At 69.8% G+C, this 24,789-nt stretch carries 26 protein-coding genes; 19 read left to right on the top strand and 7 right to left on the bottom strand.

Annotation, left to right across the window (positions count from 1 at the left end):
• Nucleotides 1-101 precede the first annotated feature (101 nt).
• From pnp to WDW90_RS07700, 3 genes are all read left to right on the top strand, one after another.
• Nucleotides 102-2,309: a polyribonucleotide nucleotidyltransferase gene (gene pnp / locus WDW90_RS07710; RefSeq protein WP_336486768.1), complete on the top strand. Its 2,208-nt coding sequence runs from the start codon at nt 102-104 to the stop codon at nt 2,307-2,309.
• A gap of 138 nt (nt 2,310-2,447) precedes the next feature.
• Nucleotides 2,448-3,086, top strand: a complete 639-nt coding sequence (locus WDW90_RS07705; RefSeq protein ID WP_336486766.1) for a glutathione S-transferase family protein — start codon at nt 2,448-2,450, stop codon at nt 3,084-3,086.
• A 91-nt stretch (nt 3,087-3,177) separates the two neighbouring features.
• Complete coding sequence (locus tag WDW90_RS07700; RefSeq protein WP_336486765.1) at nt 3,178-3,399, top strand: YgaP family membrane protein; 222 nt, start codon at nt 3,178-3,180, stop codon at nt 3,397-3,399.
• 94 nt (nt 3,400-3,493) lie between these two features.
• Here WDW90_RS07700 and WDW90_RS07695 read toward each other — a convergent pair whose 3' ends face one another.
• Complete coding sequence (locus WDW90_RS07695; protein WP_336486764.1) at nt 3,494-3,763, bottom strand: GlsB/YeaQ/YmgE family stress response membrane protein; 270 nt, start codon at nt 3,761-3,763, stop codon at nt 3,494-3,496.
• A gap of 248 nt (nt 3,764-4,011) precedes the next feature.
• Between WDW90_RS07695 and WDW90_RS07690 the strand changes: the two genes are divergently transcribed.
• Both WDW90_RS07690 and WDW90_RS07685 read left to right on the top strand, forming a co-directional pair.
• On the top strand, nt 4,012-4,383 hold the full coding sequence (locus WDW90_RS07690) for a RidA family protein (protein ID WP_336486762.1): 372 nt from the start codon (nt 4,012-4,014) through the stop codon (nt 4,381-4,383).
• Complete coding sequence (locus WDW90_RS07685; RefSeq protein ID WP_431310997.1) at nt 4,380-5,507, top strand: polyamine ABC transporter substrate-binding protein; 1,128 nt, start codon at nt 4,380-4,382, stop codon at nt 5,505-5,507. The genes WDW90_RS07690 and WDW90_RS07685 overlap by 4 nt, the downstream gene beginning before the upstream one ends.
• Nucleotides 5,508-5,641: 134 nt before the next feature.
• On the opposite strand, the gene WDW90_RS07680 is transcribed toward WDW90_RS07685, so the two are convergent.
• On the bottom strand, nt 5,642-6,070 hold the full coding sequence (locus WDW90_RS07680; RefSeq protein ID WP_336486761.1) for a DUF3597 domain-containing protein: 429 nt from the start codon (nt 6,068-6,070) through the stop codon (nt 5,642-5,644).
• Nucleotides 6,071-6,152: 82 nt separating this feature from the next.
• Nucleotides 6,153-6,329 (bottom strand): hypothetical protein, encoded by a 177-nt coding sequence (locus tag WDW90_RS07675; protein ID WP_336486760.1) that lies wholly within the window; start codon nt 6,327-6,329, stop codon nt 6,153-6,155.
• A 337-nt stretch (nt 6,330-6,666) separates the two neighbouring features.
• Here WDW90_RS07675 and WDW90_RS07670 point away from each other — a divergent pair, with 337 nt between their 5' ends.
• From WDW90_RS07670 to WDW90_RS07660, 3 genes are read left to right on the top strand one after another with little or no spacing between them, the layout of a single operon-like run.
• Nucleotides 6,667-7,695 carry an ABC transporter substrate-binding protein gene (locus WDW90_RS07670; RefSeq protein ID WP_336486759.1) on the top strand — a complete coding sequence of 343 codons (1,029 nt, stop codon included), beginning with the start codon at nt 6,667-6,669 and terminating at the stop codon, nt 7,693-7,695.
• Between the two features lie 19 nt (nt 7,696-7,714).
• Entirely contained in the window at nt 7,715-8,467 is a 753-nt protein-coding gene (locus tag WDW90_RS07665; protein ID WP_336486758.1) for an ABC transporter permease, read from the top strand.
• 4 nt (nt 8,468-8,471) lie between these two features.
• Nucleotides 8,472-9,251: an ABC transporter ATP-binding protein gene (locus tag WDW90_RS07660; protein WP_336486757.1), complete on the top strand. Its 780-nt coding sequence runs from the start codon at nt 8,472-8,474 to the stop codon at nt 9,249-9,251.
• A gap of 9 nt (nt 9,252-9,260) precedes the next feature.
• Here the strand turns inward: WDW90_RS07660 and WDW90_RS07655 are convergent, their stop codons facing one another.
• The 4 genes from WDW90_RS07655 to WDW90_RS07640 form a co-directional block, all read right to left on the bottom strand.
• A complete protein-coding gene (locus WDW90_RS07655) occupies nt 9,261-9,509 on the bottom strand; it encodes a hypothetical protein (protein WP_336486756.1) in 249 nt (82 codons plus the stop codon).
• Nucleotides 9,510-9,632: 123 nt separating this feature from the next.
• Nucleotides 9,633-9,956, bottom strand: a complete 324-nt coding sequence (locus WDW90_RS07650; RefSeq protein WP_336486755.1) for a hypothetical protein — start codon at nt 9,954-9,956, stop codon at nt 9,633-9,635.
• Nucleotides 9,937-10,122, bottom strand: a complete 186-nt coding sequence (locus WDW90_RS07645) for a hypothetical protein (RefSeq protein ID WP_336486754.1) — start codon at nt 10,120-10,122, stop codon at nt 9,937-9,939. The genes WDW90_RS07650 and WDW90_RS07645 overlap by 20 nt, the downstream gene beginning before the upstream one ends.
• 491 nt (nt 10,123-10,613) lie before the next feature.
• Complete coding sequence (locus WDW90_RS07640; protein WP_336486753.1) at nt 10,614-10,925, bottom strand: hypothetical protein; 312 nt, start codon at nt 10,923-10,925, stop codon at nt 10,614-10,616.
• A gap of 317 nt (nt 10,926-11,242) precedes the next feature.
• Here WDW90_RS07640 and WDW90_RS07635 point away from each other — a divergent pair, with 317 nt between their 5' ends.
• The 11 genes from WDW90_RS07635 to WDW90_RS07585 all read left to right on the top strand — a co-directional run.
• Nucleotides 11,243-11,449: a hypothetical protein gene (locus tag WDW90_RS07635; RefSeq protein ID WP_336486752.1), complete on the top strand. Its 207-nt coding sequence runs from the start codon at nt 11,243-11,245 to the stop codon at nt 11,447-11,449.
• A 361-nt stretch (nt 11,450-11,810) separates the two neighbouring features.
• Nucleotides 11,811-12,932 carry a tlde1 domain-containing protein gene (locus tag WDW90_RS07630; RefSeq protein WP_336486751.1) on the top strand — a complete coding sequence of 374 codons (1,122 nt, stop codon included), beginning with the start codon at nt 11,811-11,813 and terminating at the stop codon, nt 12,930-12,932.
• Between the two features lie 97 nt (nt 12,933-13,029).
• Nucleotides 13,030-14,652 carry an ABC-F family ATP-binding cassette domain-containing protein gene (locus tag WDW90_RS07625; protein WP_336486750.1) on the top strand — a complete coding sequence of 541 codons (1,623 nt, stop codon included), beginning with the start codon at nt 13,030-13,032 and terminating at the stop codon, nt 14,650-14,652.
• Between the two features lie 618 nt (nt 14,653-15,270).
• A complete protein-coding gene (gene garD / locus WDW90_RS07620; protein WP_336486842.1) occupies nt 15,271-16,824 on the top strand; it encodes a galactarate dehydratase in 1,554 nt (517 codons plus the stop codon).
• A gap of 138 nt (nt 16,825-16,962) precedes the next feature.
• Nucleotides 16,963-18,333, top strand: coding sequence for an MFS transporter (locus WDW90_RS07615; RefSeq protein WP_336486749.1), 1,371 nt, complete (start codon nt 16,963-16,965; stop codon nt 18,331-18,333).
• A gap of 56 nt (nt 18,334-18,389) precedes the next feature.
• Nucleotides 18,390-19,526: an L-talarate/galactarate dehydratase gene (locus WDW90_RS07610; RefSeq protein ID WP_336486748.1), complete on the top strand. Its 1,137-nt coding sequence runs from the start codon at nt 18,390-18,392 to the stop codon at nt 19,524-19,526.
• Between the two features lie 283 nt (nt 19,527-19,809).
• On the top strand, nt 19,810-21,132 hold the full coding sequence (locus WDW90_RS07605) for an MFS transporter (RefSeq protein ID WP_336486747.1): 1,323 nt from the start codon (nt 19,810-19,812) through the stop codon (nt 21,130-21,132).
• Nucleotides 21,133-21,214: 82 nt separating this feature from the next.
• The gene (locus tag WDW90_RS07600; protein ID WP_336486746.1) at nt 21,215-22,105 is read left to right on the top strand and encodes a LysR family transcriptional regulator; all 891 of its coding nucleotides are present in this window, start codon (nt 21,215-21,217) and stop codon (nt 22,103-22,105) included.
• A gap of 123 nt (nt 22,106-22,228) precedes the next feature.
• Nucleotides 22,229-23,590, top strand: a complete 1,362-nt coding sequence (gene gudD / locus WDW90_RS07595) for a glucarate dehydratase (RefSeq protein ID WP_336486745.1) — start codon at nt 22,229-22,231, stop codon at nt 23,588-23,590.
• Between the two features lie 30 nt (nt 23,591-23,620).
• Nucleotides 23,621-24,391: an HpcH/HpaI aldolase family protein gene (locus tag WDW90_RS07590; protein WP_336486744.1), complete on the top strand. Its 771-nt coding sequence runs from the start codon at nt 23,621-23,623 to the stop codon at nt 24,389-24,391.
• A gap of 29 nt (nt 24,392-24,420) precedes the next feature.
• Nucleotides 24,421-24,789: NAD(P)-dependent oxidoreductase (locus WDW90_RS07585; protein ID WP_336486743.1), on the top strand; the 369-nt coding region annotated here is incomplete at its 3' end.

Here is a 24,789-nt window from a genome sequence, read left to right as displayed (position 1 = left end):
CAGGATCGCGAGGGGCTTGCCCGGGGATTTTCCCGGGAGCCCCTCGCCGTCTTGCCGCTGGCGGCGCCGGGTTCGCCCGCCCGCAGGAAGGCTGAAGAGAGATGTTCGACGTTCAACGCGAAGAGCTGATGTGGGGCGACCGCAGGCTCGTCCTCGAGACCGGCAAGGTCGCCCGCCAGGCCGACGGCGCCGTGGTGGCGACCTATGGCGAGACCTCGGTGCTCGCCACCGTGGTCTCCATGAAGGAGCCCAAGGCCGGCATCGACTTCCTGCCGCTCACCGTGAACTACCAGGAGCGCGCCTACGCCGCCGGCCGCATCCCGGGCGGCTACTTCAAGCGCGAGGGCCGTCCCAGCGAGAAGGAGACCCTGGTCTCCCGCCTGATCGACCGTCCGATCCGCCCCCTCTTCGTCGAGGGCTGGCGCAACGACACGCAGGTCGTCGTCACCGTCCTGACCCACGACCTCGAGAACGACCCGGACGTGGTCGCGATGGTGGCGGCCTCCGCCGCCCTCACGCTGTCTGGCGTGCCCTTCATGGGCCCGATCGGCGCGGCCCGCGTCGGCTACCTCAACGGCGGCTACAAGCTGAACCCGGCCGTGACCGAGATGGAGGAGTCGACCCTCGACCTCGTCGTCGCCGGCACCCAGGACGCCGTCCTGATGGTCGAGTCCGAGGCGAAGGAGCTGTCGGAGGACGTCATGCTCGGGGCCGTGATGTTCGGCCACAAGCACTTCCAGCCGGTCATCGACGCCATCATCCGGCTGGCCGAGAAGGCCGCCAAGGAGCCGCGCGACTTCGCAGCCCCCGAGAACGCCGACGTCGAGACGGCGGTGCTGGAGATCTGCGAGGCGGATCTGCGCGACGCCTACAGGAAGACCGTCAAGCAGGAGCGCTACGCGGCCGTCGACGCCGTGAAGGCGAAGGTCGTGGCCGCCCTGTGCCCGGCCGACGGCGAGCAGAAGTTCAGCCCTGAGAAGGTCAAGGCGGCCTTCAAGGAGGCGCAGTCGAAGGTGGTCCGCTGGAACATCCTCGACACGGGCTCGCGCATCGACGGCCGCGACGTGAAGTCGGTCCGCCCGATCGTCTCCGAGGTCGGCGTGCTGCCGCGCGCCCACGGCTCGGCCCTGTTCACCCGCGGCGAGACGCAGGCGCTCGTCGTCGCGACGCTCGGCACCGGCGAGGACGAGCAGTTCATCGACGCGCTGGAGGGCACCTACAAGGAGACGTTCCTCCTGCACTACAACTTCCCGCCCTATTCGGTGGGCGAGACCGGCCGCATGGGCTCGCCCGGCCGCCGCGAGATCGGCCACGGCAAGCTCGCCTGGCGGGCGATCCACCCGGTGCTGCCGCCGGCCCACGAGTTCCCGTACACGATCCGCGTCGTGTCCGAGATCACGGAGTCGAACGGCTCCTCCTCGATGGCCTCGGTCTGCGGCGGCTCGCTGTCGCTGATGGATGCGGGCGTGCCGCTGCGCCGCCCGGTCGCCGGCATCGCCATGGGCCTCATCCTCGAGGGCGAGCGCTACGCGGTGCTCTCCGACATCCTCGGCGACGAGGACCATCTCGGCGACATGGACTTCAAGGTGGCCGGCACCGAGGAGGGCGTCACCTCGCTCCAGATGGACATCAAGATCGCCGGCATCACCGAGGAGATCATGCGGGTGGCGCTGGGCCAGGCCAAGGACGGGCGCGCCCACATCCTGGGCGAGATGGCCAAGGCGCTCACCGCGGCGCGGCCCGAGCTCGGCGAGTACGCGCCGCGCATCGAGACCATGCAGATCCCGACCGACAAGATCCGCGAGGTGATCGGCACCGGCGGCAAGGTGATCCGCGAGATCGTCGAGAAGACGGGCGCCAAGATCAACATCGAGGACACCGGCATCGTGAAGATCGCCTCCTCGGACGGCAAGGCGATCAAGGCGGCCTACAACTGGATCCGCTCGATCGTGGCGGAGGCCGAGCCGGGCATGATCTACGACGGCACCGTCGTGAAGACGATGGAGTTCGGCGCCTTCGTGAACTTCTTCGGCGCCAAGGACGGCCTCGTCCACATCTCGGAACTCGCCGTGCACCGCGTCGCCAAGGTCACCGACGTGGTGAAGGAGGGCGACAAGGTGAAGGTGAAGTTCCTCGGCCAGGACGACCGCGGCAAGATCCGCCTCTCCATGAAGGTCGTCGACCAGCAGACCGGCGAGGACATCACCGAGAAGCTGAAGTCGGAGCGCGAGGCCGAGCGCAGCCGTGAGCGCGGCGGCGACCAGGAGCCCCGCCGCGAGCGCGGCGAGCGCCGCAACGCGGGCGAGTGAACGGACCCGTCACCTCCTGACGACACGCGAAGCGCGGCCCCCGGGGCCGCGCTTTTCGTTTGGCCGCCCGTCATCGCGCTGGTCTAGGCTTCGCCGCGGGCGGCGGGGCGAATCGCCGCGATGCGGAAGGACCCATTCATGAGCGACGACCTCGTCTTCTACACGACCCCGATGTCCCGCGGCCGCATCGTCCGCTGGATGCTGGAGGAGGTCGGCGCGCCCTACCGGGCCGAGATCCTGGAATTCGGCCGCTCGACGCGCTCGACCGACTATCTCTCGGTTAACCCGATGGGAAAGGTCCCGGCGATCCGGCACGGCGAGACCGTGGTGACCGAGGCCGCCGCCATCTGCGCCTATCTCGCCGACGCCTTCCCGGAGGCCGGGCTGGCGCCGCCGCATGGCAGCCGCGCGCGCGGGCCCTATTATCGCTGGATGTTCTTCGCGGCGGGCCCCGTCGAGGCGGCGACCACCAACAAGACCCTCGGCGTGACGGTGCCAGACGATCCCCGCATGCGCGGCATGCTCGGCTACGGCAGCCTCGAAGCGGTGATGGATGCCCTCGAGGGCGCCGTGTCGGGACGCGACTACATCTGCGGCGATCAGTTCACGGCGGCCGATGTCTATGTCGGCGCGCATCTCGGCTGGGGCATGGCCTTCGGGACGATCGAGAAGCGCCCGGCCTTCGAGGCCTATGTCGCGCGCCTGACGGGGCGCCCGGCCGCCGTGCGGGCCCGCGAGATCGACGACCGCCTGCTGGCCGCGAGCCAAGGCGGCTGACCGTTGCGTGCGGCGCGGCACCGCGCGTCGGAACGCGGTCCCCGCCCCCGCGTTCGCCCCGCGATATCCCCTTCACAGGAGCGAACCCCCGATGGCGAATGCGGTGATCCACGACATCTTCAGCGGCCGGCCGAACCTCACCACCACGGAGCGTGCGGTGTCGGTGGTGCTGGGCCTCGGCATCGCGGCCGCGGCCGCCCAGCCTCGCCCGAACAAGCTCCTGAGCCTCGCCGCATTGATCGTCGGGGCGGGTCTCGCCATCCGGGGCGCCACGGGACACTGCGCCATCAAGGCCGCCTCCGAGCAGCTGTGACGCGGGTCTCCGGCCGGGCCGCGATCCCGAGACGTGATCACGAAAAAAGGGGCGCCCGCCGGGGCGCCCCTTCTGCTGTGCGGCGCGGCCCGGGTCAGAGGGTCGTGGTGCGGCTGCGGCCCGCCACGAAGCCGTAGATGGCGAGCACAACCACGGCGCCCACGATGGCGCCGATGAAGCCCGCCCCCTGGTTCGGCCCGTACCAGCCGACCGCCTGGCCGATGAAGGTCGCCACGAAGGCGCCGACGATGCCGAGGATCGTCGTGAGGATGAAGCCCGACGGCTCGTTGTCCCCCGGCATGAGGAACTTGGCGATGACGCCGGCGACGAAGCCGATGATGATGGTTCCGATGATCGAGAACATGGCGCGAAGGTCCTGAGCTTCACTGTAAACTGTCGGAGCAACGTGCCAACCGCCTCCCGGGTTGCTTGGAATCGCGCGTGTTTGTCGCATGTCCACAGGAGGACGGTTCGGCCCGCTGCGCGGCGGGCGGTCCCGAGGTCGCCGGGCCCCCTTTACGGCCGAGGCCGTCCGGCGGCACAAGGCGGGGACGTGCGCCGTCCCGGAGCGACTTCCGCGGCGGCCGGATCCATCGGAGATGTCAGCGCACCATGACCATCAAGCGTTTCGAGTCCGGCCCCCGCATGAGCCAGGCGGTCGCCTTCGGGGACATGGTGTACCTGGCGGGCCAGGTGGCGCCCGACACGGTCGGCACCGGCGTGACGGCGCAGACGCAGGCGATCCTGGCGGAGATCGACCGCCTGCTCGCGGCGGCGGGCAGCCACAAGAGCCGGATCCTGGCGGCGACCATCTACCTCGCGGACATGGCGACCTTCGCGGAGATGAACGCGGCCTGGGATGCCTGGGTCGACCGGGAGAACCCGCCGGCCCGCGCCACCGTCGAGGCGAAGCTCGCGGGGCCCGAGTACCTCGTCGAGATCGTGGTGACGGCGGCCAGGCTCCCGGCCGGGGACGCGCGGTGAGGCCGCCCCGCCGCGCGCTCGTCGCCGGTCTCCTCGCGGCGCTCGTCGTCGGCCCTTTGGCCGGCCTCTCGGCCGGGCCGGCCGCCGCGCAGGCGCCCGAGCGCGTCGTCAACATCTACAACTGGTCGGACTATGTCGACCCGAAGGTGCTCGAGGACTTCACCCGCGAGACCGGGATCAAGGTCGTCTACGACACCTACGACAACAACGAGATCCTGGAGACGAAGCTGCTCGCGGGCCGCTCCGGCTACGACGTGGTGGTGCCCTCCGGCCCGTTCCTGCAGCGCCTCATCCGGGCCGGCGCCTTCCAGCCGCTCGACAAGGGGAAGATCCCGAACCTCGCGAATGCGTGGCCGGAGATCAGCGGGCGGCTCGCCGTCTACGACCCCGGCAACGCCTACGCGGTCGACTACATGTGGGGCACGACCGGGATCGGGCTGAACCTCGCCCTGGTGCGCGAGCGCCTCGGCGCGGCGGCGCCGCTGAACACCTGGAGCCTCGTGCTCAATCCCGCGAGCGCCAACAGGCTCAAGGATTGCGGGATCATGATGCTCGATTCCCCGGAGGACCTGATCCCCAGCATGCTGCCGGCCTACGGGCTCAAGGCCGATTCGAAGCGCTGGGACGACATGACCCAGGTCACCGACGCCCTCTACAAGGTGCGCGGCAGCGTGCGGAAGTTCCACTCCTCGGAGTATATCCAGGCGCTCGCCAACGGCGACATCTGCGTGGCGGTGGGCTACTCGGGCGACGTGCTCCAGGCCCGGAAGCGGGCCGAGGAAGCCAAGAACGGCATCGAGATCGGCTACGTCATCCCGAAGGAGGGCGCGTTGATGTGGTTCGACGCCTTCGCGATCCCGAAGGACGCGCCCCACGCGGCGGAGGCCCACGCCTTCATCAACTACATGATGCGGCCCGAGGTGGCGGCGGCCAACACCAACTTCGTCTCCTACGCCAGCGGCAACCTGGCGGCCAAGAAGCTCGTGAAGCCCGAGATTCTGAGCAACCCCGGGATCTACCCGGACGAGGCGACGATGCAGCGCCTCTCCACCAACACCGCCTGGGACGACCGCACGCAGCGCTTCGTGACGCGGCTCTGGACGCGCGTGCGCACGGGGCGGTGATGCAGGTCCCCTCGTCTGCATCGTCGCGGGAGTGGGTGCGGGATGCGACCCGTCCGGAGGGGTCGCGTCCCTCATCCGGCCCGCGTGAGGCGGACCCGACCTCTCCCGCACGGGAGAGGTGAGCTGCGGCCGCCTCAGTCCTTCAGGTCGGCCGGCACCTTGCCGCCGTTCTCCTCGAGCTTCCTGATCACCTGCTTGTGCAGCCAGATGTTCATCGAGGCCGAGTCGTTCTTGTCGCCCGAATAGTGCAGCTCGTCGGCGAGCTGCTGGCGCGCGTGCAGGCTCGAATCGAGGTCGAGGAGCTTCATCAGGTCGACGATCGAGGTGCGCCAGTTCAGCTTCTGCGGGTTCTTGGAGGCCATCTCGTTGAGGACGGCCTCGACGTCGACGGTCCCGCCCGCGGGGGCCGCGCCGCCGCCGCCGCCCGTGGTCGCCGCGGAGGCCGGGCTGCTCGGCCCGCCGGCCGCCGCGCCCGGCGCGTCGCCCTTCGTGTCGGCCGCCTGCGCCGTGCCGCCGCCGAACGGGTGCAGAACCTTGTTCACGATGCTGCCGATGAGGCTCATGGCACAACTCCCTCTGGTCTTCTTGCAGCCGCGCTCGGCGGTCGGGTGACAACGAGGGCCCAGGCGCGGCTGTTCCGCGGCGTCAGCGCACGAAGTGGAGCGCCGCTCCGAGCAGCGCGAGCCCGGCCACGAGGCAGATCCCGCTCCAGCGCTCGAATTGCGGGGCGCGGGCCGGATCGCGCAGGGCCGCGACGGCGAGGCCGACGCCGGAAGCGAGGCAGGCGAAGCTCAGCAGGACGATCACCGTTCTGGCCGCCATTCGGGGTGTCCGCAGCACAATCCGGGCTGCGCGAGGCCGGGCGGAGGCCTCGCACCGTCAATAGCCGCGAAGTCCGGTGAAATCTCGCCTCATGCGAATATTGCATACCCTATCCACAACACTGATTTCCCGAGCCCGCGGCGGCGCGCCTGCCCCGACGCGACGCTGCGGCCGAAGACGCAAGTTTCCGGTGACTGGCTGCCCGCCGCCTCGAGCGGCACGCCCGGGGCGGGCTTCGCCGCCGCCGGCACCGCGCCCATTTCACGTACCGACAACGGTGTTTGAAGTTTTGCCCGGCTGTGGCATGGGGACGGCCCATTTCCAGGATCTCCGCCGCATGCGCCCGACGCTCTCCGTCATCCGGTCGTTCCTCACGGCTGCCGCCGGCCTGCTGCTCGCGGGGGCCGCGAGCGCCCAGACCGCTCCGGTGCCGGTGCGCATCGGCGTGATCCCGGTCATCGGCGCGGCGCCGATCTTCGTGGCGAACGGCGAGGGCTGGCTGAAGGAGGCCGGCCTCAACCCGACCTTCACGACCTTCGAGTCCGGCCCGAACATGATCCAGGCCCTGGCCTCGGGCACGATCGACATCTACGTGGCCGGCATCGCGCCGCTGGCGGTGGCGCGCACCAAGAACATCGACGTGCGGGTGGTCGCCGCCACCGCGATCGAGGAGATGGTGTTCGTCGCCGGCCCGAAGCTCGCCCCCTACTTCAAGGACGGCGCCGACAAGGCGGAGGCCTTCAAGGCCTTCCACGCCAAGGAAGGCCGGGCGGCGCGCCTCGCCACCCAGCCCCCTGGCTCGGTGCCGAACACCACCCTGCAGCACTGGCTCTGGCAGGTGGTGAGGACCGGCAAGCCGGATGCCGAGATCGTCGCCATGGGCATCGACGCGACCCAGCAGGCGCTGCTCGCCGGCGCCGTGGACGGCGCCTCGATCCGCGAGCCGGCGCTCACGATCGTGCAGATGCGCAACCCCGCCATGACGCTGATCGCCACCGGCGGCGAGATGTTCCCCGACCAGCCGGGCACCGTGGTCGGCGTGTTCGGCGCCTTCGCGGACAGGAACCCTCAGGCCGTCGAGGGCTTGGTCAAGGCGCTCGTGAAGGCGACCGACCTCATCAAGTCGGATCCGGCGCGGGCGGCCAAGCCCGTGGAGCAGGCGCTCGGCAAGGGCATCACCGACGTCGCCACGATCCAGAAGGCGCTCTCCTCGCCGGCCGCCAAGTTCACAGCGGACCCGCGCGTGATCATCGAGGCGACGAAGAAGCTGCAGGCCTACCAGGTCAGCATCGGCACCCTCGACCGGGACATCCCGGTCGACGGCCTGTTCGTGCCGAGCTTCTACGAGAAGGCGACCGCGCGCTGAGCGGCGCCCGGCCCGCGCGATGAGATACGTCCGCTCGACGCTGCTCGCCGCCGCCGGGCTCTTCGCCTTCCTGGCTTTCTGGGAGGCGATGCCCCGGCTCGGCCTGATCAACCCGGCCTTCCTGCCGCCGCCGAGCACGCTGCCGGCCGCCTTCCTGCGCGAGGTATCGCTGGGGATCTGGCCCGAGGCCGTGCTCGCGAGCCTGAGCCACTACGTCGCCGGGCTGGTCGCGGGCGCGGGCGCGGGGATCGGGCTCGGGCTGCTCAGCGGCATGTTCCGGCCCTTCGAGGCCTTCACGGCCTGGATCGTGCGCCTGCTGCGGCCGATCCCGGGCCTCGCCTGGGTGCCCTTCGCCATCATCTGGTTCGGGGTGCAGCCCTCGGCGGCCGTGTTCATCATCGCGATCGGCGTGTTCTGGATCGTGTTCTTCGCCACGCAGGGCGCGGTGCGGGGCGTCGACCGCGACCTGATCGAGGTGGCCCAGGCCTTCGGCTTCCGCTCGGCCCCGGCGCGGCTCGTGAAGATCCTGCTGCCGGCCGCGACCCCCGGCATCCTGGTCGGCCTGCGCACCGCCCTCGGCCAGGCCTGGATGGCCGTGGTGGCGGCCGAGATCTTCGGGGTCGCGGGCGTCGGCCAGCGCATGATGCAGGCCTCGAGCCTCCTCTCCACCGACATCGTCGTCGTCTACATGCTGACCATGGCGGCCCTCTACGGCCTGTTCGACACGGCCTTCGTGGCCCTGCAGGGCTGGCTTCTGCGCTGGCGGGCCTGACGCTATGACCGCCATCAGCGACGCGGGCGGCGACGCCGTGATCGAGATCCGCGCCCTCAGCCTCGCCTACGAGCGCGGGGGCACGCGCAACGTCATCCTGTCGAATCTCGACCTCACCATCGCGCGCGGCGAGTTCCTCGTGATCGTGGGCGAATCCGGCGTCGGCAAGTCGACGCTGCTGCGCGTCCTGATCGGCCTCGCCCGGCCATCCTCCGGCAAGGTCCGGCTCGACACGCGGCCCGGCTGCCGCACGCCGATGGCGCTGGTGTTCCAGGACGCGCGCCTCCTGCCCTGGCGGCGGGTGATCGACAACGTCGCCTTCGGGCTCGAAGGCTCGGGGCTGTCGAGGGCCCAGCGCCGCGCGAAGGCCGCCGAGATGCTGGCGCTGGTGGGGCTCGCCGACCTCGCCGGCCGCTGGCCGCACCAGCTCTCGGGCGGGCAGCGCCAGCGCGTCGCCATCGCCCGCGCGCTGGCGGTCGAGCCCGACGTGCTGCTGATGGACGAGCCCTTCTCGGCGCTCGACAGCTTCACCCGCGAGGGGCTGCAGGACGAATTGCAGCGCATCCAGGCCAAGACCGGCAAGACGGTGCTGTTCGTCACCCACGACATCGACGAGGCGGTGACGCTCGCGGACCGGGTGGTGGTGCTCGCCGGAAGCCCCGGCCGGATCGCCGCCGAGGTCCGCATCCCGCTGCCCCGCCCCCGCCGGCGCCGCGACGAGGCCCTGACGGCGGCGGCCCGCCACCTGCGCGGGGAGCTGTCGAGGCGCTCGGCCGAGCTCTGAGCCTTCGCCTCAGGCGTCGCCGAGGGCCTGCAGGAGCGCGAGGCAGCGGCGGCGGGCATCGGGATCGCCGATGCGCAGGAAGGCCGCCGTCATCGCGGCGCATTCCGCCTCGGACGGCGACGAGCGCCGCCTTCGCGGGGAGCCGGCGTAGAGGTCGGCCAGAGGCAGATCGAGGGCGTCCGCGATCCGGTGCAGCATCCGCGCTCGGTGCGTCCGCGCGGCCGGCCGGACCGGCAGCGCGCTGCCAGAATCCGTCATGGAAGTCCCCTGTCCGCCCCGACGATCCCAGCGATACCAGCCCGGACGTGCCGGTCAAGTCGATTGCCCGCGATCGAGTTTTCGGGCCGCGGCGGAGGGGGCCGACCCGCGGCGCGGCGATCCTCAGGGCCGCGCCAGCAGCCACGTCGCCGCCTGTGCGGCCAGCACCGAGCCGCCGAGCAGGCGCCGCCAGGGATTGACCCCGCGCAGCACCTCGTCGACGGCCCACCAGGCGAGGCACAGGAAGGCGGCGGCTCGCAGGACCAGGCCGGGCGGGCCCGGCGGGTCGAGGAGCCAGGAGGCGAGGCTCGCCCCGCCGAACAGCCAGAGCGGGAGATTGGGCCACTGCCCCACCGTGATCTCGCCGGTGCGGCGGTTGCGGAAGGCCCAGTCCGCCGCCCGCGCGACTCGGCTCGTCGGCCGTGGCTCAGGTGCGCTCGGCGCCATCGGCCTGACGAAGCGGCGCGCAGATTTGCGGGCTCACCTTGTCGAGATGCACGCAGGCATTGTCCCGATACCAGGCGCGCAGCTGCGGTTGCGAGGGCGCCACGTACATGGCCACGAGCACGAAGGCCGCCGCGAGGACGATCACGAGGACGAGAAGATTGCGCATGTCAGAACTCCGATGAGCGCCGACCCGTAGCCACGCTCGGCTGAACGGCACCGGTCCGCGGCGGGCGGGCGACGGTCCCGTTCCCCCGCCGCACACGAAACGGCCCGCTCGCCGTTTTCAGGGGAGCGGGCCGTTTCGGCCTTGGGACAGGCGCGGCGGTTGTTGAGACCTGCTCGCACAACACTGCCCGGGCCGCGGGGTTCCACCCGGATGGCCGCAGTCTCGCTCTCGAATTCGTTACCACGTTCGATCGAATGATTCAGGTTTCGTCAGCCTTCCGCCGAGGAAACCGGGCGCAACGCGGCGGACCGTGATGAAACGCACGGCGCAATCCGCCCGATACCGCGATGCTCTAGCGGTCGCGGCATCCCGTCGCCGGTCCGAGGCTGCCATGAGCGAAACCTTCGAAGACCTGAAATTCATCGCCACGCTGGCCCTCGTCGTCCTGTGCGGAAGCGGGCTGGGCGCGCTGCTGGGCTGAGCCGGGTCGCTCAGGCCTCGAGGGGCTCCGGGCTGCGTGTGTAGGCGCGGCGGAGGGCCTGGAGCGCCTCGGACGGCTGTGCGGGCTCGGCCTCGGGCTCGCTGCGGGCCGGGCGCGGCGGCGATTGAGCCGCCCGCACCACCGGACCGCGCCGGGGCGAGACGGGCGTCGAGGGCGCGCCGGCGGCGTTTCCGGATTTCAGGAACGCCTTCAGCTCCGCTGATCTCGCGTGCCGCTCGGTCCGGAGCAGGATCAGCCCCAGGCAGAGCCCGATGGATCCGGCGATCTCAAAACCGAGAGCGATCACGTAACCAGGCGCCATCTGTTCCCATCCTGCCCTGCGCGACACGCCGACTCGCGGCGGCCCGTCGCCCAGCCCGGTTTCGATCAGAGTGGTTACCTGTCTGTTAATCGCAGGCGGGCGCGACGCATCCGTGGCTCCGAGACGGGCCGCCGCGCGGGCGCGTCGGCTCAGCCGAGCCATGGGCCGGTCCTCCGGCCGTTCGATGCCGACGCTCGGTGCCGGGGCAATCATGCGCCCCGCCGGCCGGGGCGGCCCTTCGGCATTTCAACCGGATGTCGCCGATTTTCCATCACGCATATCGATGGTTGTGTTGCTTGCCCGAAGGCGCGGAGGTCATGACCGTTCTGAGCTTGTCGCCGCTCATCGCGCTGCTGGTGAGCGAGGCGATCCAGTTGCTGATCGCGCGGGGCCGGCGCGTCGAGGTCGGCCCGGCCGAGGGCCCGCGGTTCTACCGGATCGATGGCGGCCCCGAGATGACGCCCGAGCAGGTCATCGCGGCCGGCGTCCGCGCGCGGCTGGACGACCGGCCGAGGGCGCATTAGCGCGCGCCTCGCGCGCTCACCGCAGGTGATAGGCGATCCAGAGGACGCAGAGCAGCACGAGGGCTGTCGCCAGCCAGGAACGTCGCATGGCGTCGGGACCCCGGCCGGGCGGAAGCGCGGCCTGCCCCTCGTGATCTAGGGCGCGGCGAGAATTCGGGCTGCCTCGAGTCGGGTTCCGTCCGAACCGGCCCCGGGATTTATCCGGGATTAACCAAACCGGCGCTCAATGAGCCTCGGTTAAGGTTGATGTTTCCCCAAGCGGTCGTCCGGCCTGAACGGCACGGCGTCGCGCCTCGCGGCAGCGGGGCGCGACGCGTCCGATGGCGCCCGCGCGGGGTACGCGAATACGAGTACCATTCGCATGATCGACGGCGCGTATCCGCCCGGTTGCCGTACCCGACGCCCCCGCCGCCGCCGGCGTCACGGCCGCCTCCTCCTGACGGCCGCGGCCGCGCTGGCCATCGGCGCACTCGCCCGGCACCCCTGGCCGGACGCACCCCGTCCCGTCGCTGTGGCGCGCGTCGAGCCCGTGCCGGCGAAGCCGCGGCCGGCCGTCGCGGCCCGGAGCGCGGACGCCGCCTGGATCCTGGACCCGAAGCCCCTGCTGGGCTCCCGGACTCGCGTCCTCGACGAGACACCTCCGCTCGGACCGGCCTTCGAGACGGCGCCCCCGCGGACCGCCGCCGCGACGGTGCCCGTGCGGACCGCCGCCGCGACGGTGCCGGACGCCGCCGACGAGCTCCTGCGCGCGGCCCGGCCGCTTCCGGCCCCGCAGGCCGCACGGATCGTCCAGATGGTGCCGCTGCCGGTGCCGCGCCCGGCCGAGCTCCGGCAGCCGCCGGCGCGGCCGCGCCTGGCCGAGCGGCCGGCCGCGCCGCGCGTGCGCGCCGGGATCCGCGAGGATGCGGAGGCCGAGCGCTCCTTCTTCGAGACGGTGTTCGGCGCCCGGCCCGCGCCGGAGCCGGCTTTGGCCTACGCGGCGCTCGACCGCGACGCGGTCCTGCCGCGGACGCGCCGGCCGCTCGCCCCTGTCCCCGATCCGTCGATGGCCGGGGGCGGCACGGCCGTCTACGACATCACCGCTCGCACCGTGACGCTGCCGAGCGGCGAGCGGCTCGAGGCGCATTCCGGGCTCGGCGCCAGCATGGACGACCCGCGCTCCGCCCACATCCGCATGCGCGGCGCGACGCCGCCGGGCACCTACGACCTCACCGAGCGCGAGGCCCTGTTCCACGGCGTGCGGGCGATCCGGCTCAATCCCGTCGGCGGCAGCGCGGCGATTCACGGCCGTGACGGGATTCTCGCCCACACCTACATGCTGGGGCCGAGCGGCGCCTCGAACGGCTGCGTCTCGTTCCGCGACTACAACCGCTTCCTGCAGGCCTACCTGCGCGGCGAGGTCCGGCGCCTCGTGGTGGTGGCCGGGAGCGGCGATGCCCTGCCGCGCTTCGCCAGCCGCCTGTTCGGCCGGTCCGAGCGATAGTTGCGCGTACCCGATGCCGCAGGCCGGCCCGGCTTCTCTTCCGCTGGTGGGCCGCATGACGTAAGGCCACGCGATCTCCTCCAGAACGCGCGGACGCATGATACGCCTTGAACGAATCGGCAAGCAGAACGGCCGGCAGATCGTCTTCATCGAGGCGTCCGCCGCTCTCCAGAAGGGAGAGAAGGTCGGGCTGGTGGGGCCGAACGGAGCCGGCAAGACGACGCTCTTCCGGATGATGACCGGCGAGGAGCAGCCGGACGAGGGCCAGGTCGCGGCCGACCGAGGCATCACGATCGGCTATTTCAGCCAGGATGTCGGCGAGATGTCCGGCCGCTCCGTCGTCTCGGAGGTCATGGACGGCGCCGGTCCCGTGAGCGCGGTCGCGGCCGAGCTGAAGGTGCTGGAGACGGCCCTCGCCGACCCGGAGCGGGTGGATGAGATGGACGCCCTCGTCGAGCGCTACGGCGAGGTCCAGGCGCGCTTCGAGGAGCTCGGCGGCTACGCGCTGGAGGGCCGGGCCTACGAGGTTCTGGCGGGCCTCGGCTTCAGCCAGGAGATGATGGACGGCGATGTCGGCCGGTTGTCGGGCGGCTGGAAGATGCGCGTGGCGCTCGCCCGCATCCTGCTGATGCGTCCCGACGTGATGCTGCTCGACGAGCCGAGCAACCATCTCGACCTCGAGAGCCTGATCTGGCTCGAGGACTTCCTCAAGGGCTACGACGGCGCGCTCCTGATGACCTCGCACGACCGCGAGTTCATGAACCGCATCGTCGGCAAGATCGTGGAGATCGACGGCGGCCAGCTGACGACCTATTCGGGCGACTACGCCTTCTACGAGCAGCAGCGCGCGTTGAACGAATCGCAGCAGCAGGCGCAGTTCGAGCGCCAGCAGGCGATGCTCGCCAAGGAGATCAAGTTCATCGAGCGCTTCAAGGCGCGGGCCAGCCACGCCGCGCAGGTCCAGAGCCGCGTGAAGAAGCTCGACAAGATCGAGCGGGTGGAGCCGCCCCGGCGCCGGCAGAGCGTGGCCTTCGAGTTCCAGCCGGCGCCCCGCTCCGGCGACGACGTCGCCCTGCTGAAGAACGTGCACAAGCGCTACGGCAGCCGCAGCATCTATGCCGGGCTGGATTTCGCCGTGCGCCGCAAGGAGCGCTGGTGCGTGATGGGCGTCAACGGCGCCGGCAAGTCGACGCTCCTGAAGCTCGTGACGGGCACGGCCCGGCCCGACGACGGCACCGTGGCGATCGGCGCGAGCGTGAAGCTCGGCTACTTCGCCCAGCACGCCATGGACCTGCTCGACGGCGACCTCACGGTCTTCCAGGATCTCGAAGCCGCGTTCCCCCAGGCCGGCCAGGGCTCGCTGCGGGCGCTCGCGGGCTGCTTCGGCTTCTCGGGCGACGACGTGGAGAAGCGCTGCCGGGTGCTGTCGGGCGGCGAGAAGGCCCGGCTGGTGATGGCCAAGATGCTCTACGACCCGCCGAACTTCCTCGTCCTCGACGAGCCCACCAACCACCTCGACATGGCGACCAAGGAGATGCTGATCGCGGCGCTCTCGGCCTACGAGGGCACCATGCTGTTCGTCAGCCACGACCGGCACTTCCTGGCCGCCCTGTCGAACCGCCTCCTCGAGCTCACCCCGGAGGGCATCCGCCAGTACGGCGGCGGCTACACGGAGTACGTGGCGCGGACCGGCCAGGAAGCCCCCGGCCTGCGGAGCTGACCGGCGCGGGGCGCGTGGACGGTGCGCGCCCCGATGCCATGCGCCTCGCGATGGAGATCGCGAAGCCCTGCCCTTTCGCCGCGCTGCCGGCGATCGCCCCGACCCGGGGCATGTCCGTCACGCCGCTCCCCGGCCCGGGAGTGCAGGCCCGGGGGGCGGGATCGTCCTGTCCGGGCAGACCTTCGAATCCCGCTTCAGATCGAGGGCGACGAGCGTCACGGTCGGCGTCCCCGCCTCGGCGGGGTCGCGATGCGCAGCTCCGGCGCGGGCAGACCCGCGCAGGCCGGGTCGACGTTCGCGCAGACGCCGATCCGGCTTCGCCTCAGTGCCGCGGCAAGGACATGTCACCTCCACGCGGAGGACGACTGAATTGCGTCGTGCGGCTTCCGTCCCGCCGGATCGATGCGCATCCGGCATCAATCCATTCAGGCTTTGAGTTGGACCCGACGGCACTCCCATTTCTAGGGTGATACTCGCGAATGGTCGCCTGAGGCTTCTCCGCAAGCCTTCGAGAACGACCGATGTCAGTCACCGCAAAGCCGGGGCTGTCCTTGAGGAGGGAGAACGCCCATGAGCGTCGAGCCTGTTCTGACAGAGGCGAAGCCTGCCCCCCGGCCGATGAAATCCGAGGCTCAAGCCGGCGTTGAAGGGCCGGGCGACAAGCCGCGCACCATCCGCCTGCACGAGACCGACAACGTCGCGATCGTCGTCAACGCCTTCGGCCTGCCGGCCGGCACGACCTTCCCCGACGGAACGGTCCTCCAGGAATTCGTGCCTCAGGGCCACAAGGTCGCTCTGACCGATATCGCCGAGGGCGGAGAGGTCCGTCGCTACGGCGAGGTCGTCGGCCTTGCCACCCAACTCATTCCACGCGGCAGCTGGGTCGAGGAATCCCGCGTCGCGACCCCGACCGCGCCCGATCTTGCGTCCCTTGAACTCGCTACCCGTGTGCCGGCAACCCTGCCGCCACTCGAGGGGTACACGTTTGAGGGCTACCGCAATCCGGACGGTTCGGCCGGAACCAAGAACATCCTCGCCATCTCGACGAGCGTGCAGTGCGTGGCCGGCACCCTCGATGCCGCGATCCGGCGCATCAAGCAGGAGCTCTTGCCGCGATACCCCAACGTCGACGACGTCATCGGCCTGACCCATGCCTACGGATGCGGCGTTGCCATCAACGCACCGGAAGCCGTCATCCCGATCCGCACCCTCCAGAGCCTTGCCAAGAACCCGAATTTCGGTGGCGAGGTCATGGTGGTGGGCCTCGGCTGCGAGAAGCTCGTCTCCGAGCGCCTGCTGCCGGATGGCAAGGAGGGGGTGGTGCGCCTCCAGGACGAGCGCCATCAGGGCTTCGGCATGATGATCGACAGCATCATGTCGATGGCCGAGGCGCGCCTCGAGGTTCTCAATCGGCGCACACGCGAGACCTGCCCGGCCTCGGATCTGGTCGTCGGCCTGCAATGCGGCGGAAGCGACGCCTTCTCGGGCGTGACCGCCAATCCCGCCCTGGGCTTTGCCGCCGACCTTCTGGTGCGCTGCGGGGCTACGGTGCTGTTCTCCGAGGTCACCGAGGTGCGGGACGCGATCCACCTGCTGACCCCGCGGGCTGCGACCCCGGAGGTTGCGCGGGCGCTCATCCGCGAGATGGCCTGGTATGATGATTACCTCGCCAAGGGCGGGGCCGACCGGCGGGCGAACCCGTCGCCCGGCAACAAGAAGGGCGGCCTCAACAACATCGTCGAGAAGGCGCTCGGGTCCGTCGCGAAGTCCGGCGCGAGCGCCATCAACGGGGTGCTGGCGCCGGGCGAGCGGGTGCGCGAGAAGGGGCTCATCTTCGCCGCGACGCCCGCGAGCGACTTCGTCTGCGGCACATTGCAACTCGCCTCCGGCATCACCCTTCAGGTGTTCTCGACCGGGCGCGGCACGCCCTACGGTCTGGCCCAGGCCCCGGTCATCAAGGTTGCAACCCGCACTGAGCTTGCCGAGCGCTGGTCGGACCTGATCGACCTCGATGCCGGGCGGATCGCCACTGGCGAGATGACCATCGAGGAGATGGGCTGGGAACTGTTCCACCTGATCCTCGATGTCGCCAGCGGCCGCAAGCAGCCCTGGTCGGATCGCTGGGGCCTGTTCAACGACCTGACACTCTTCAACCCAGCGCCGGTGACCTGAGCGCAATCTTAATCAGCAGCTCCAAAAGATCGGGACGTGCCCGGCGGGTGGCTGACTACAGAAACAAGATAATTGTCGGACGAACATCAAAGCAGATCTTCGTCGCGCCGCCGCTCGACCGAACTCAGGAGGAACGCCATGCCTCAGGTGCAGAACGCCCTGCGCAAGACCAACGCCAGGTACGTCATACTAGTTCTGATCTTCATTGCAACGACGTTCAACTATGTCGACCGCGCGACGCTCTCGGTCGCAGCCTCGGCGATGAAGGCGGAGTTCGGCTTCGATGCGGTCACGATGGGGCTGGCCTTCTCAGCGTTCGGCTGGGCCTACACCGCCATGCAGATCCCCGGCGGCTGGGTGCTCGACAAGTACGGGGCGCGGCTCGTCTACGGCATCGGTCTGATCTTGTGGTCGGCCTTCACGGTGATGCAGGGATTCGTCCACCTCGTCTCGTTCACCTTCTTCGCGCTCTTCGCCCTGCGCTTCCTGATGGGCATCGCGGAATCCCCGGCATTCCCGGCCAACAGCCGCCTGACCGTGATGTGGTTCCCGAACCAGGAGCGGGCCTTCGCGACCTCGATCTTCCAGTCCGCCCAGTATTTCGCGCTTGCGGTGTTCACGCCCGTGATGACCTGGACTCTGCACAGCTTCAGCTGGCACGCGATCTTCTACTGGGCCGGCGGGATCGGCCTGATCCTCGGCGTGTTCTGGCTCGTCTATGTCCATGAGCCGCGCCACCACAAGGGCGTGAACCAAGCCGAACTCGACTACATCGAGGCCGGTGGCGGCATGCCGGACATGGGCGAGAAGCGAGCCACCATCCGCTGGGCGCAGGTCAGGGCGCTCATCAGCAACCGGATGATGATCGGCATCTACATCGGCCAGTTCTGCCTGACGACCATCACGTGGTTCTTCCTGACCTGGTTCCCGACCTACCTGCTCGAGGCGCGGGGCATGTCGATCCTCCAGGTCGGCGTGGTGGCTGCGATCCCGGCGATCTGCGGGTTCCTCGGCAGCCTGACCGGTGGGCTCTGGTCGGACTGGATGCTGCGGCGCGGCTACAGTCTGACCTTGGCGCGCAAGCTGCCGATCATCAGCGGCCTCATGTTCTCGAGCACCATCGTTCTAGCGAACTACGTGCAGTCCGACGTCGTCGTGATCGTGGTGATGAGCCTTGCCTTCTTCGCCAAGGGGATCGGCAACCTCGGCTGGTGCATCGTCGGCGACGTGTCGCCGAAGCAGATCATGGGGATCAGCGGCGGCATCTTTAACCTGTGCGGCAACCTCGCCAGCATCGCCACGCCGCTCGCCATCGGCATCATCGTCAAGGAGATGGGCTCGTTCGATCTCGCCCTCGTCTATATCGGCGTCCTCGCGCTGCTCGGGGCCTTCTCCTACCTCGTCATCGTCGGCCCCCTGAAGCGCCTTGAACTGAGTGAGGACGGCGCGAGCCGCGAGGCGCCGGCCGGAGCGGCTCTGCCCGCTGCCATCGGCCATGCTCGCAGCTGAGCCCATCCCCTCAACGCAACGCCCAATCCAACGAACCTAGGACCAGGGAGGAAGCGATGGCCGACGCTCAAGAGACTGTCACCGGGATCAAACTGCACTCCGTCTATCTTCCGCTGAAGAACCCGATCAGCGATGCGAAGGTGCTGACCGGGCGCCAGAAGCCGATGACCGAGATCGCGATCCTCTTCTGCGAGATCGAGACGAGCGAGGGGCATCGCGGCCTCGGCTTCAGCTACTCCAAGCGGGCAGGCGGACCGGGGCAGTTCGCCCACGCCAAGGAAATCGCGCCTGCTCTGCTCGGAGAGGACCCGAACGACATCGCCAAGGCCTGGGACAAGCTTGCCTGGGCGGGCGCCTCGGTCGGCCGCAGCGGCCTCGCCGTCCAGGCCATCGGCGCCTTCGACGTGGCCCTGTGGGATCTCAAGGCGAAGCGGGCGGGCCTGTCGCTCGCCAAGCTGCTGGGTGCGCAGCGCGACTCGGTGCGCTGCTACAACACCTCCGGCGGCTTCCTGCACACGCCCCTGGACGAGGTCCTCGTCAACACGACGCGCTCGCGCGAGAAGGGGATCGGCGGCATCAAGCTCAAGGTCGGGCAGCCGGATTGGGCGCTGGACGTCAAGCGCGTGTCCGCTGTGCGGGAGCATCTCGGCGACGCCTTCCCGCTGATGGTCGATGCCAACCAGCAGTGGGATCGGCCGACCGCGCAGCGGATGGGCCGCATCTTCGAGCAGTTCAACCTGATCTGGATCGAGGAGCCGCTCGACTGCTACGACGCCGCCGGCCACGCCGCGCTGGCCGCGCAACTCGACACGCCGATCGCCACCGGCGAGATGCTGACGAGCGTCTCGGAGCACTGGGATTTCATCCGCCAGAACGGAGCGGACTTCCTGATGCCGGATGCGCCCCGGGTCGGCGGCATCACGCCATTCCTCAAGGTCGCGACGCTCGCAGAGTTTGCAGGCCTGACGATCGCGCCGCATTTCTCGATGGAGCTCCACATCCATCTGGCCGCGGCGATGCAGCGTGAGCCCTGGGTCGAGCATTTCGAGTGGCTCGAACCCCTCTTCAACGAGCGGCTCGCCGTGAAGGACGGCCGCATGATCGTCCCGACCCGGCCGGGTCTCGGCGTGAGCATGAGCGAGCAGGCCGCCGCCTGGACGCGGGAGACGGCCGCGTTCGGGGAGATTCGATAACGCCAGCAATGCGCGAAGAGCTGATCCGCTTTCGAGGCCGAGAGCTGTCGTGGGTGCTGGTTGGCTGGAGCCAATTCCGCTCCGGGATTGAAGGCGCGTTGAGCAGGACGGATCGATGCACGTTCGGCATCAATCAATCCAGGCTTTGAGTTGGACCCGCGCCCCGAGGCGCACCTAAGTTAAACCCAGCCTATGGCCGCCAGTGGGTCTCGAGAGGGATCCGAGAGAATGGCCGACGCCCGCCACGGCAGGAGCCGGGCGGTCTACGCGAGGGAGAACGCCCATGAGCGCCGGTCTGGCCATGACCGCGGCGAGGAGAAGCCGCGTGCGGCTCCTCATCGTCACGATGCTGTTCATCGCGACGACCATCAACTACGCCGACCGCGCGACGCTCTCCATCGCCGGTCCCGCGCTGTCCAAGGATCTCGGCCTCGACGCCGTGGCGATGGGCTACGTCTTCTCAGCCTTCGCGTGGTCCTACGTGATCGCTCAATTGCCGGGCGGCTGGCTCCTCGACCGCTTCGGCGCGAAGTGGGTCTATGCCGGCTCGATCTTCCTGTGGTCCGCCTTCACGCTGCTGCAGGGCATGGTCGGCTTCTTCGCCGGCTTCACGGCCGTGGCGGTCCTGTTCACGCTGCGGCTCTGTGTCGGCCTCGCGGAGGCGCCCGTCTTTCCGGCCAACGCCCGCATCACGGCGGCGTGGTTCCCGACGAGCGAGCGGGGCACCGCCTCAGCCTTCTTCAACGCGTCGCAGTACTTCGCCACGGTGCTGTTCACGCCGCTGATGGGCTGGGTGGTGCACCATTTCGGCTGGCACCACGTCTTCACGCTGATGGGGGCGCTCGGCATCGCCTTCTCGCTCCTGTGGACGCAGGTCGTCTACGGGCCGAAGGACCACCCGTCGGTGAACCAGGCCGAGCGCGACTACATCGAGGCCGGCGGCGCTCTGCTCGACATGGACGGCCAGGGGACGGCGCAGCAATCGGCGGCGGGCCGGACCATCGCGCAGTTGCTCTCCAACCGCATGCTGCTCGGGATCTACATCGGCCAGTACTGCATCACGACGCTGACCTACTTCTTCCTCACCTGGTTCCCGGTCTACCTCGTCAAGGAGCGTGGCCTCTCGATCCTGCAGGCGGGCTTTGCTGCCGTGCTCCCGGCCCTCTGCGGCTTCGTGGGCGGCATCCTCGGCGGCTACCTCTCCGATCTTCTCCTCAAGCGCGGATACTCGCTGACCGCGGCGCGCAAGATCCCGATCGTTTGCGGCATGCTGCTCTCCATGAGCATCATCGGCTGCAACTACGTGCAGGCCGACGCGCTGGTGGTCGGGCTGATGGCGCTCGCTTTCTTCGGCAAGGGCATCGGTGCGCTGGGCTGGGCGGTGGTGTCCGACACGTCGCCGCGAGACACCGGCGGCCTCTCGGGCGGGTTGTTCAACACCTTCGGCAACACGGCCGGCATCACCACGCCGATCGTGATCGGCTACATCGTCCAGCAGACGGGCTCGTTCAACGGCGCTCTCGTCTTCGTCGGGTTGAACGCCCTGGTGGCCGTGCTCTGCTACCTCGTCATCGTCGGCGAGATCCGCCGGGTCGAGTTGCGCTGAGCCGCAGATTTCGCCTCTCATCCGGCATCGCTCATCGCGGCCGCGGCTCGTCCCGCGGCCGCCGGCGTTCACGGGATGGCCGATGCTCGATTTCAGCCAACTTCGCTGCTTCGTCGCCGTGGCGGAGGAGCTTCATTTCGGGCGTGCGGCGGCCCGCCTCAACATGACCCAGCCGCCGCTGTCGCGGCAGATCCAGGTCCTGGAACGCGTCCTCGACGTGCAGCTGCTCGACCGCACGAGCCGCTCGGTGCGGCTCACAGCGGCTGGCCGCAGCTTCCTGCCGGAGGCACGGCACATCCTGCGCCTCGCCGAGACGGCGACGCACGTGACCCGGCAGGTCGCGGCCGGACGCTCCGGCGTATTGAAGCTCGGCTTCACCGCGGCCTCGGCTTACGACTTCCTGCCCCGCCTCGTCACGGCGTGCCGGGAGGCGTTGCCCGACGTGATGCTGTCGCTGCGCGAGATGGTGACCAAGGAGCAGGTCGAGGGATTGCTCTCGGGCCAGATCGACGCTGGCCTGATCCGCCCGCCGGTGGCTCACCCGGAGCTCGCCGCAGCGCGCGCGCTCGCCGAGCCGCTGGTGGCGGCGTTGTCGGCGGATCACCGCCTCGCCGAGCGGGAGCAACTCACGCTGGCCGAGTTTGAAGGCGAGCCCTTCATCGCCTACGCCCCCCACGAGGCGCACTATTTCCACGACCTCGTCGTGACCCTTTTCGCCGAAGCGGGCGTGCAACCGAGCATCCGGCAGCAGCTCACGCAGATCCACTCGATGCTGGCGCTGGTCCGCGCCGGTCTCGGGCTCGCTCTCGTCCCGGCGGCGGCCGAGCATCTCCGCTTCGAGGCTGTGGTCTTCAGGCCGCTGGTTCTGCCGGAACCCCGCCCGGCTGAACTCTACCTGGCCTGGCGGCGCGATCAGGACGATCCGCTCCTCGAGCGCCTGCGCGCCGTCGTGCGGGATATGGCTACGCCCTGACTTGATCGATGCCGGAGCGGCATTGATTGATCCATCCTTTAGCTTGGACGGGCATCGAACCGACCACGTAGAACGGGGGCAACGCGGCGCGGGAGACGCCGCACTCTCATTGGGAGAACGCCGATGCTCACGGAAACCCTCCGCCCCGCCACGCACGGCCCGTCCGGCACGCCCGCCATCACCGACATGAAGGTCGTCCCGGTCGCCGGCCGAGACAGCATGCTCCTGAACCTCAGCGGCGCGCACGGTCCCTTCTTCACCCGCAATCTCGTCGTGCTCACCGACTCGACCGGTGCCATGGGCTTGGGCGAGGTGCCGGGCGGCGAGCGGATCCGCCAGACCCTGGAGGATGCCCGCGACCTCGTCCTCGGCAAGCCGCTCGGCGCCTGGAATGGCGTGCTCAACGCGATGCGCACCCGCTTCGCCGACCGGGATGCCGGCGGGCGCGGCCTTCAGACCTTCGACCTGCGCGTCACGATCCACGCGGTCACGGCGGTGGAAGCCGCCTTCCTCGACCTGCTCGGGCAGTTCCTCGAGGTTCCGGCGGCCGCGCTGCTCGGCGAAGGCCAGCAGCGCGATGCCGTCGAGATGCTGGGCTACCTGTTCTACCTCGGCGACCGCCGCCGCACGGACCTGCCCTACCGCGAACCGCAGGCGCGCGACGGCTGGTTTCGGTTCCGCGACGAGGAGGCGCTGACGCCGCAGGCCGTCGCGCGGCTCGCGGAAGCGGCTCACGAGGCTTACGGCTTCAACGATTTCAAGCTGAAGGGCGGCGTGCTCGCGGGCGAGGAGGAGATCGCCGCAGCGACGGCCATCCACGAGCGCTTCCCGCAAGCCCGCGTCACCCTCGACCCCAACGGGGCATGGTCGCTTCAGGAGGCGGTCCGTCTCTGCAAGGGGCGCGGCGACGTGCTCGCCTACGCGGAGGATCCGTGCGGCGCCGAGGATGGCTTCTCGGGCCGCGAGATCATGGCCGAGTTCCGCCGAGCCACGGGCCTGCCCACTGCCACCAACATGATCGCCACCGACTGGCGGCAGATGAACCACGCGATCCAGCTCGGCGCCGTCGACATCCCGCTCGCCGATCCGCATTTCTGGACGATGGCCGGCTCGGTGCGGGTCGCCCAGCTCTGCCGCGACCATGGTCTGACCTGGGGCTCGCACTCGAACAACCATTTCGACGTGTCGCTCGCGATGTTCACCCACGTCGCGGCGGCCGCCCCGGGGCGCGTCACCGCGATCGACACGCACTGGATCTGGCAGGACGGCCAGCGGCTGACCCGCGAGCCCCTGCAGATCCGAGGCGGGCTGGTGCGGGTGCCGGAGCGCCCGGGCCTCGGCATCGAGCTCGACTGGGCCGAGGTCGAGGCGGCGCACGCTCTCTACCGCGAGCACGGACTCGGTGCCCGCGACGACGCGGCGGCGATGCAGTTCCTCGTTCCGGGCTGGAGCTTCGACAACAAGCGCCCCTGCCTGGTGCGCTGATCCTCATTCCTGCTCTTTGGAGAACCTCCGATGGACATCCTGAAGAACCACTTCAAGGCGGCGCTGCGCGACGGCCGCCAGCAGATCGGCCTCTGGTGCAGCCTCGCCAGCCCCATCTCCACCGAGATCGTGGCCGGCTCGGGCTTCGACTGGCTGCTCCTCGACATGGAGCACTCGGCCAACGACCTGCGCGACATCTACGGCCAGTTGCAGGCCATGGGCGAGGGTAGCGCCAGTGCGATGGTGCGGGTGCCGAGCGACGAGGCGATCACAATCAAGCGCATCCTCGACACCGGCGCGCAGTCTCTGATGATCCCGAACATCGACGATGCCGATCAGGCCCGCCGGGCGGTGGCGGCGACCCGCTACGCGCCGCGGGGCGTGCGCGGCTTCTCGCAGGCGCCGCGCGCCGCCCGTTTCGGCCGCATCCCGGACTATCATGCCCGCTGCGAGGCCGAGATCTTCGTGGCGGTGCAGATCGAATCGCGTCGCGCGCTCGACAACCTGGAGGAGATTGCCGGCGTCGAGGGCGTCGACGGGGTCTTCATCGGGCCCGGCGACCTCTCGACGAGCCTCGGCTATCTCGGCCAGCAGAACCATCCCGACGTGGTGACGGTCATCGAGGAAGCCATCGGGCGGATCCGCGCCTGCGGCAAGGCCGCGGGGGTCCTCACGGCCAACGAGGAACTGGCACACCGCTACATCGCGGCCGGTACCCGCTTCACGGCGGTCGGCTCCGACATGGGCCTGCTCGCACGTACCTCCGAGGCGCTCGCCGCCCGGTTCAAGGCCGGCGTCTGATCTGCCCACGGCGACAAGGAGCGATACGCATGAATATCGGATTCATCGGGCTCGGCATCATGGGCCGGCCCATGGCGGAGCACCTGATCAAGGCCGGGCACGGCCTCGTCCTCAAGGGCGGCTCGAAGCCGGTGCCGGCCGAGCTGGTCGCGGCCGGCGGGCGGCCCTGCGACAGTGCCCGGAGCGTGGCCGAGCAGGCCGACGTGGTCATCACCATGCTGCCCGACACGCCGCAAGTGGAGGACGTGCTGTTCGGCGAGGACGGCGTCGCGCAGGGGCTGAGGCCCGGCAAGCTCGTCATCGACATGAGCTCGATCTCGCCCATCGCCACCAAGGACTTCGCCCGCCGCATCGCGGCGCTCGGCTGCGACTACCTCGACGCGCCGGTCTCGGGCGGC

The sequence above is a fragment of the Methylobacterium nigriterrae genome, assembly GCF_037106235.1.
In the GTDB taxonomy this organism is placed as follows: domain Bacteria; phylum Pseudomonadota; class Alphaproteobacteria; order Rhizobiales; family Beijerinckiaceae; genus Methylobacterium; species Methylobacterium nigriterrae.
Note: the sequence above shows the minus strand (reverse complement) of the source record. Positions and strands in the feature narration are given on the sequence as shown.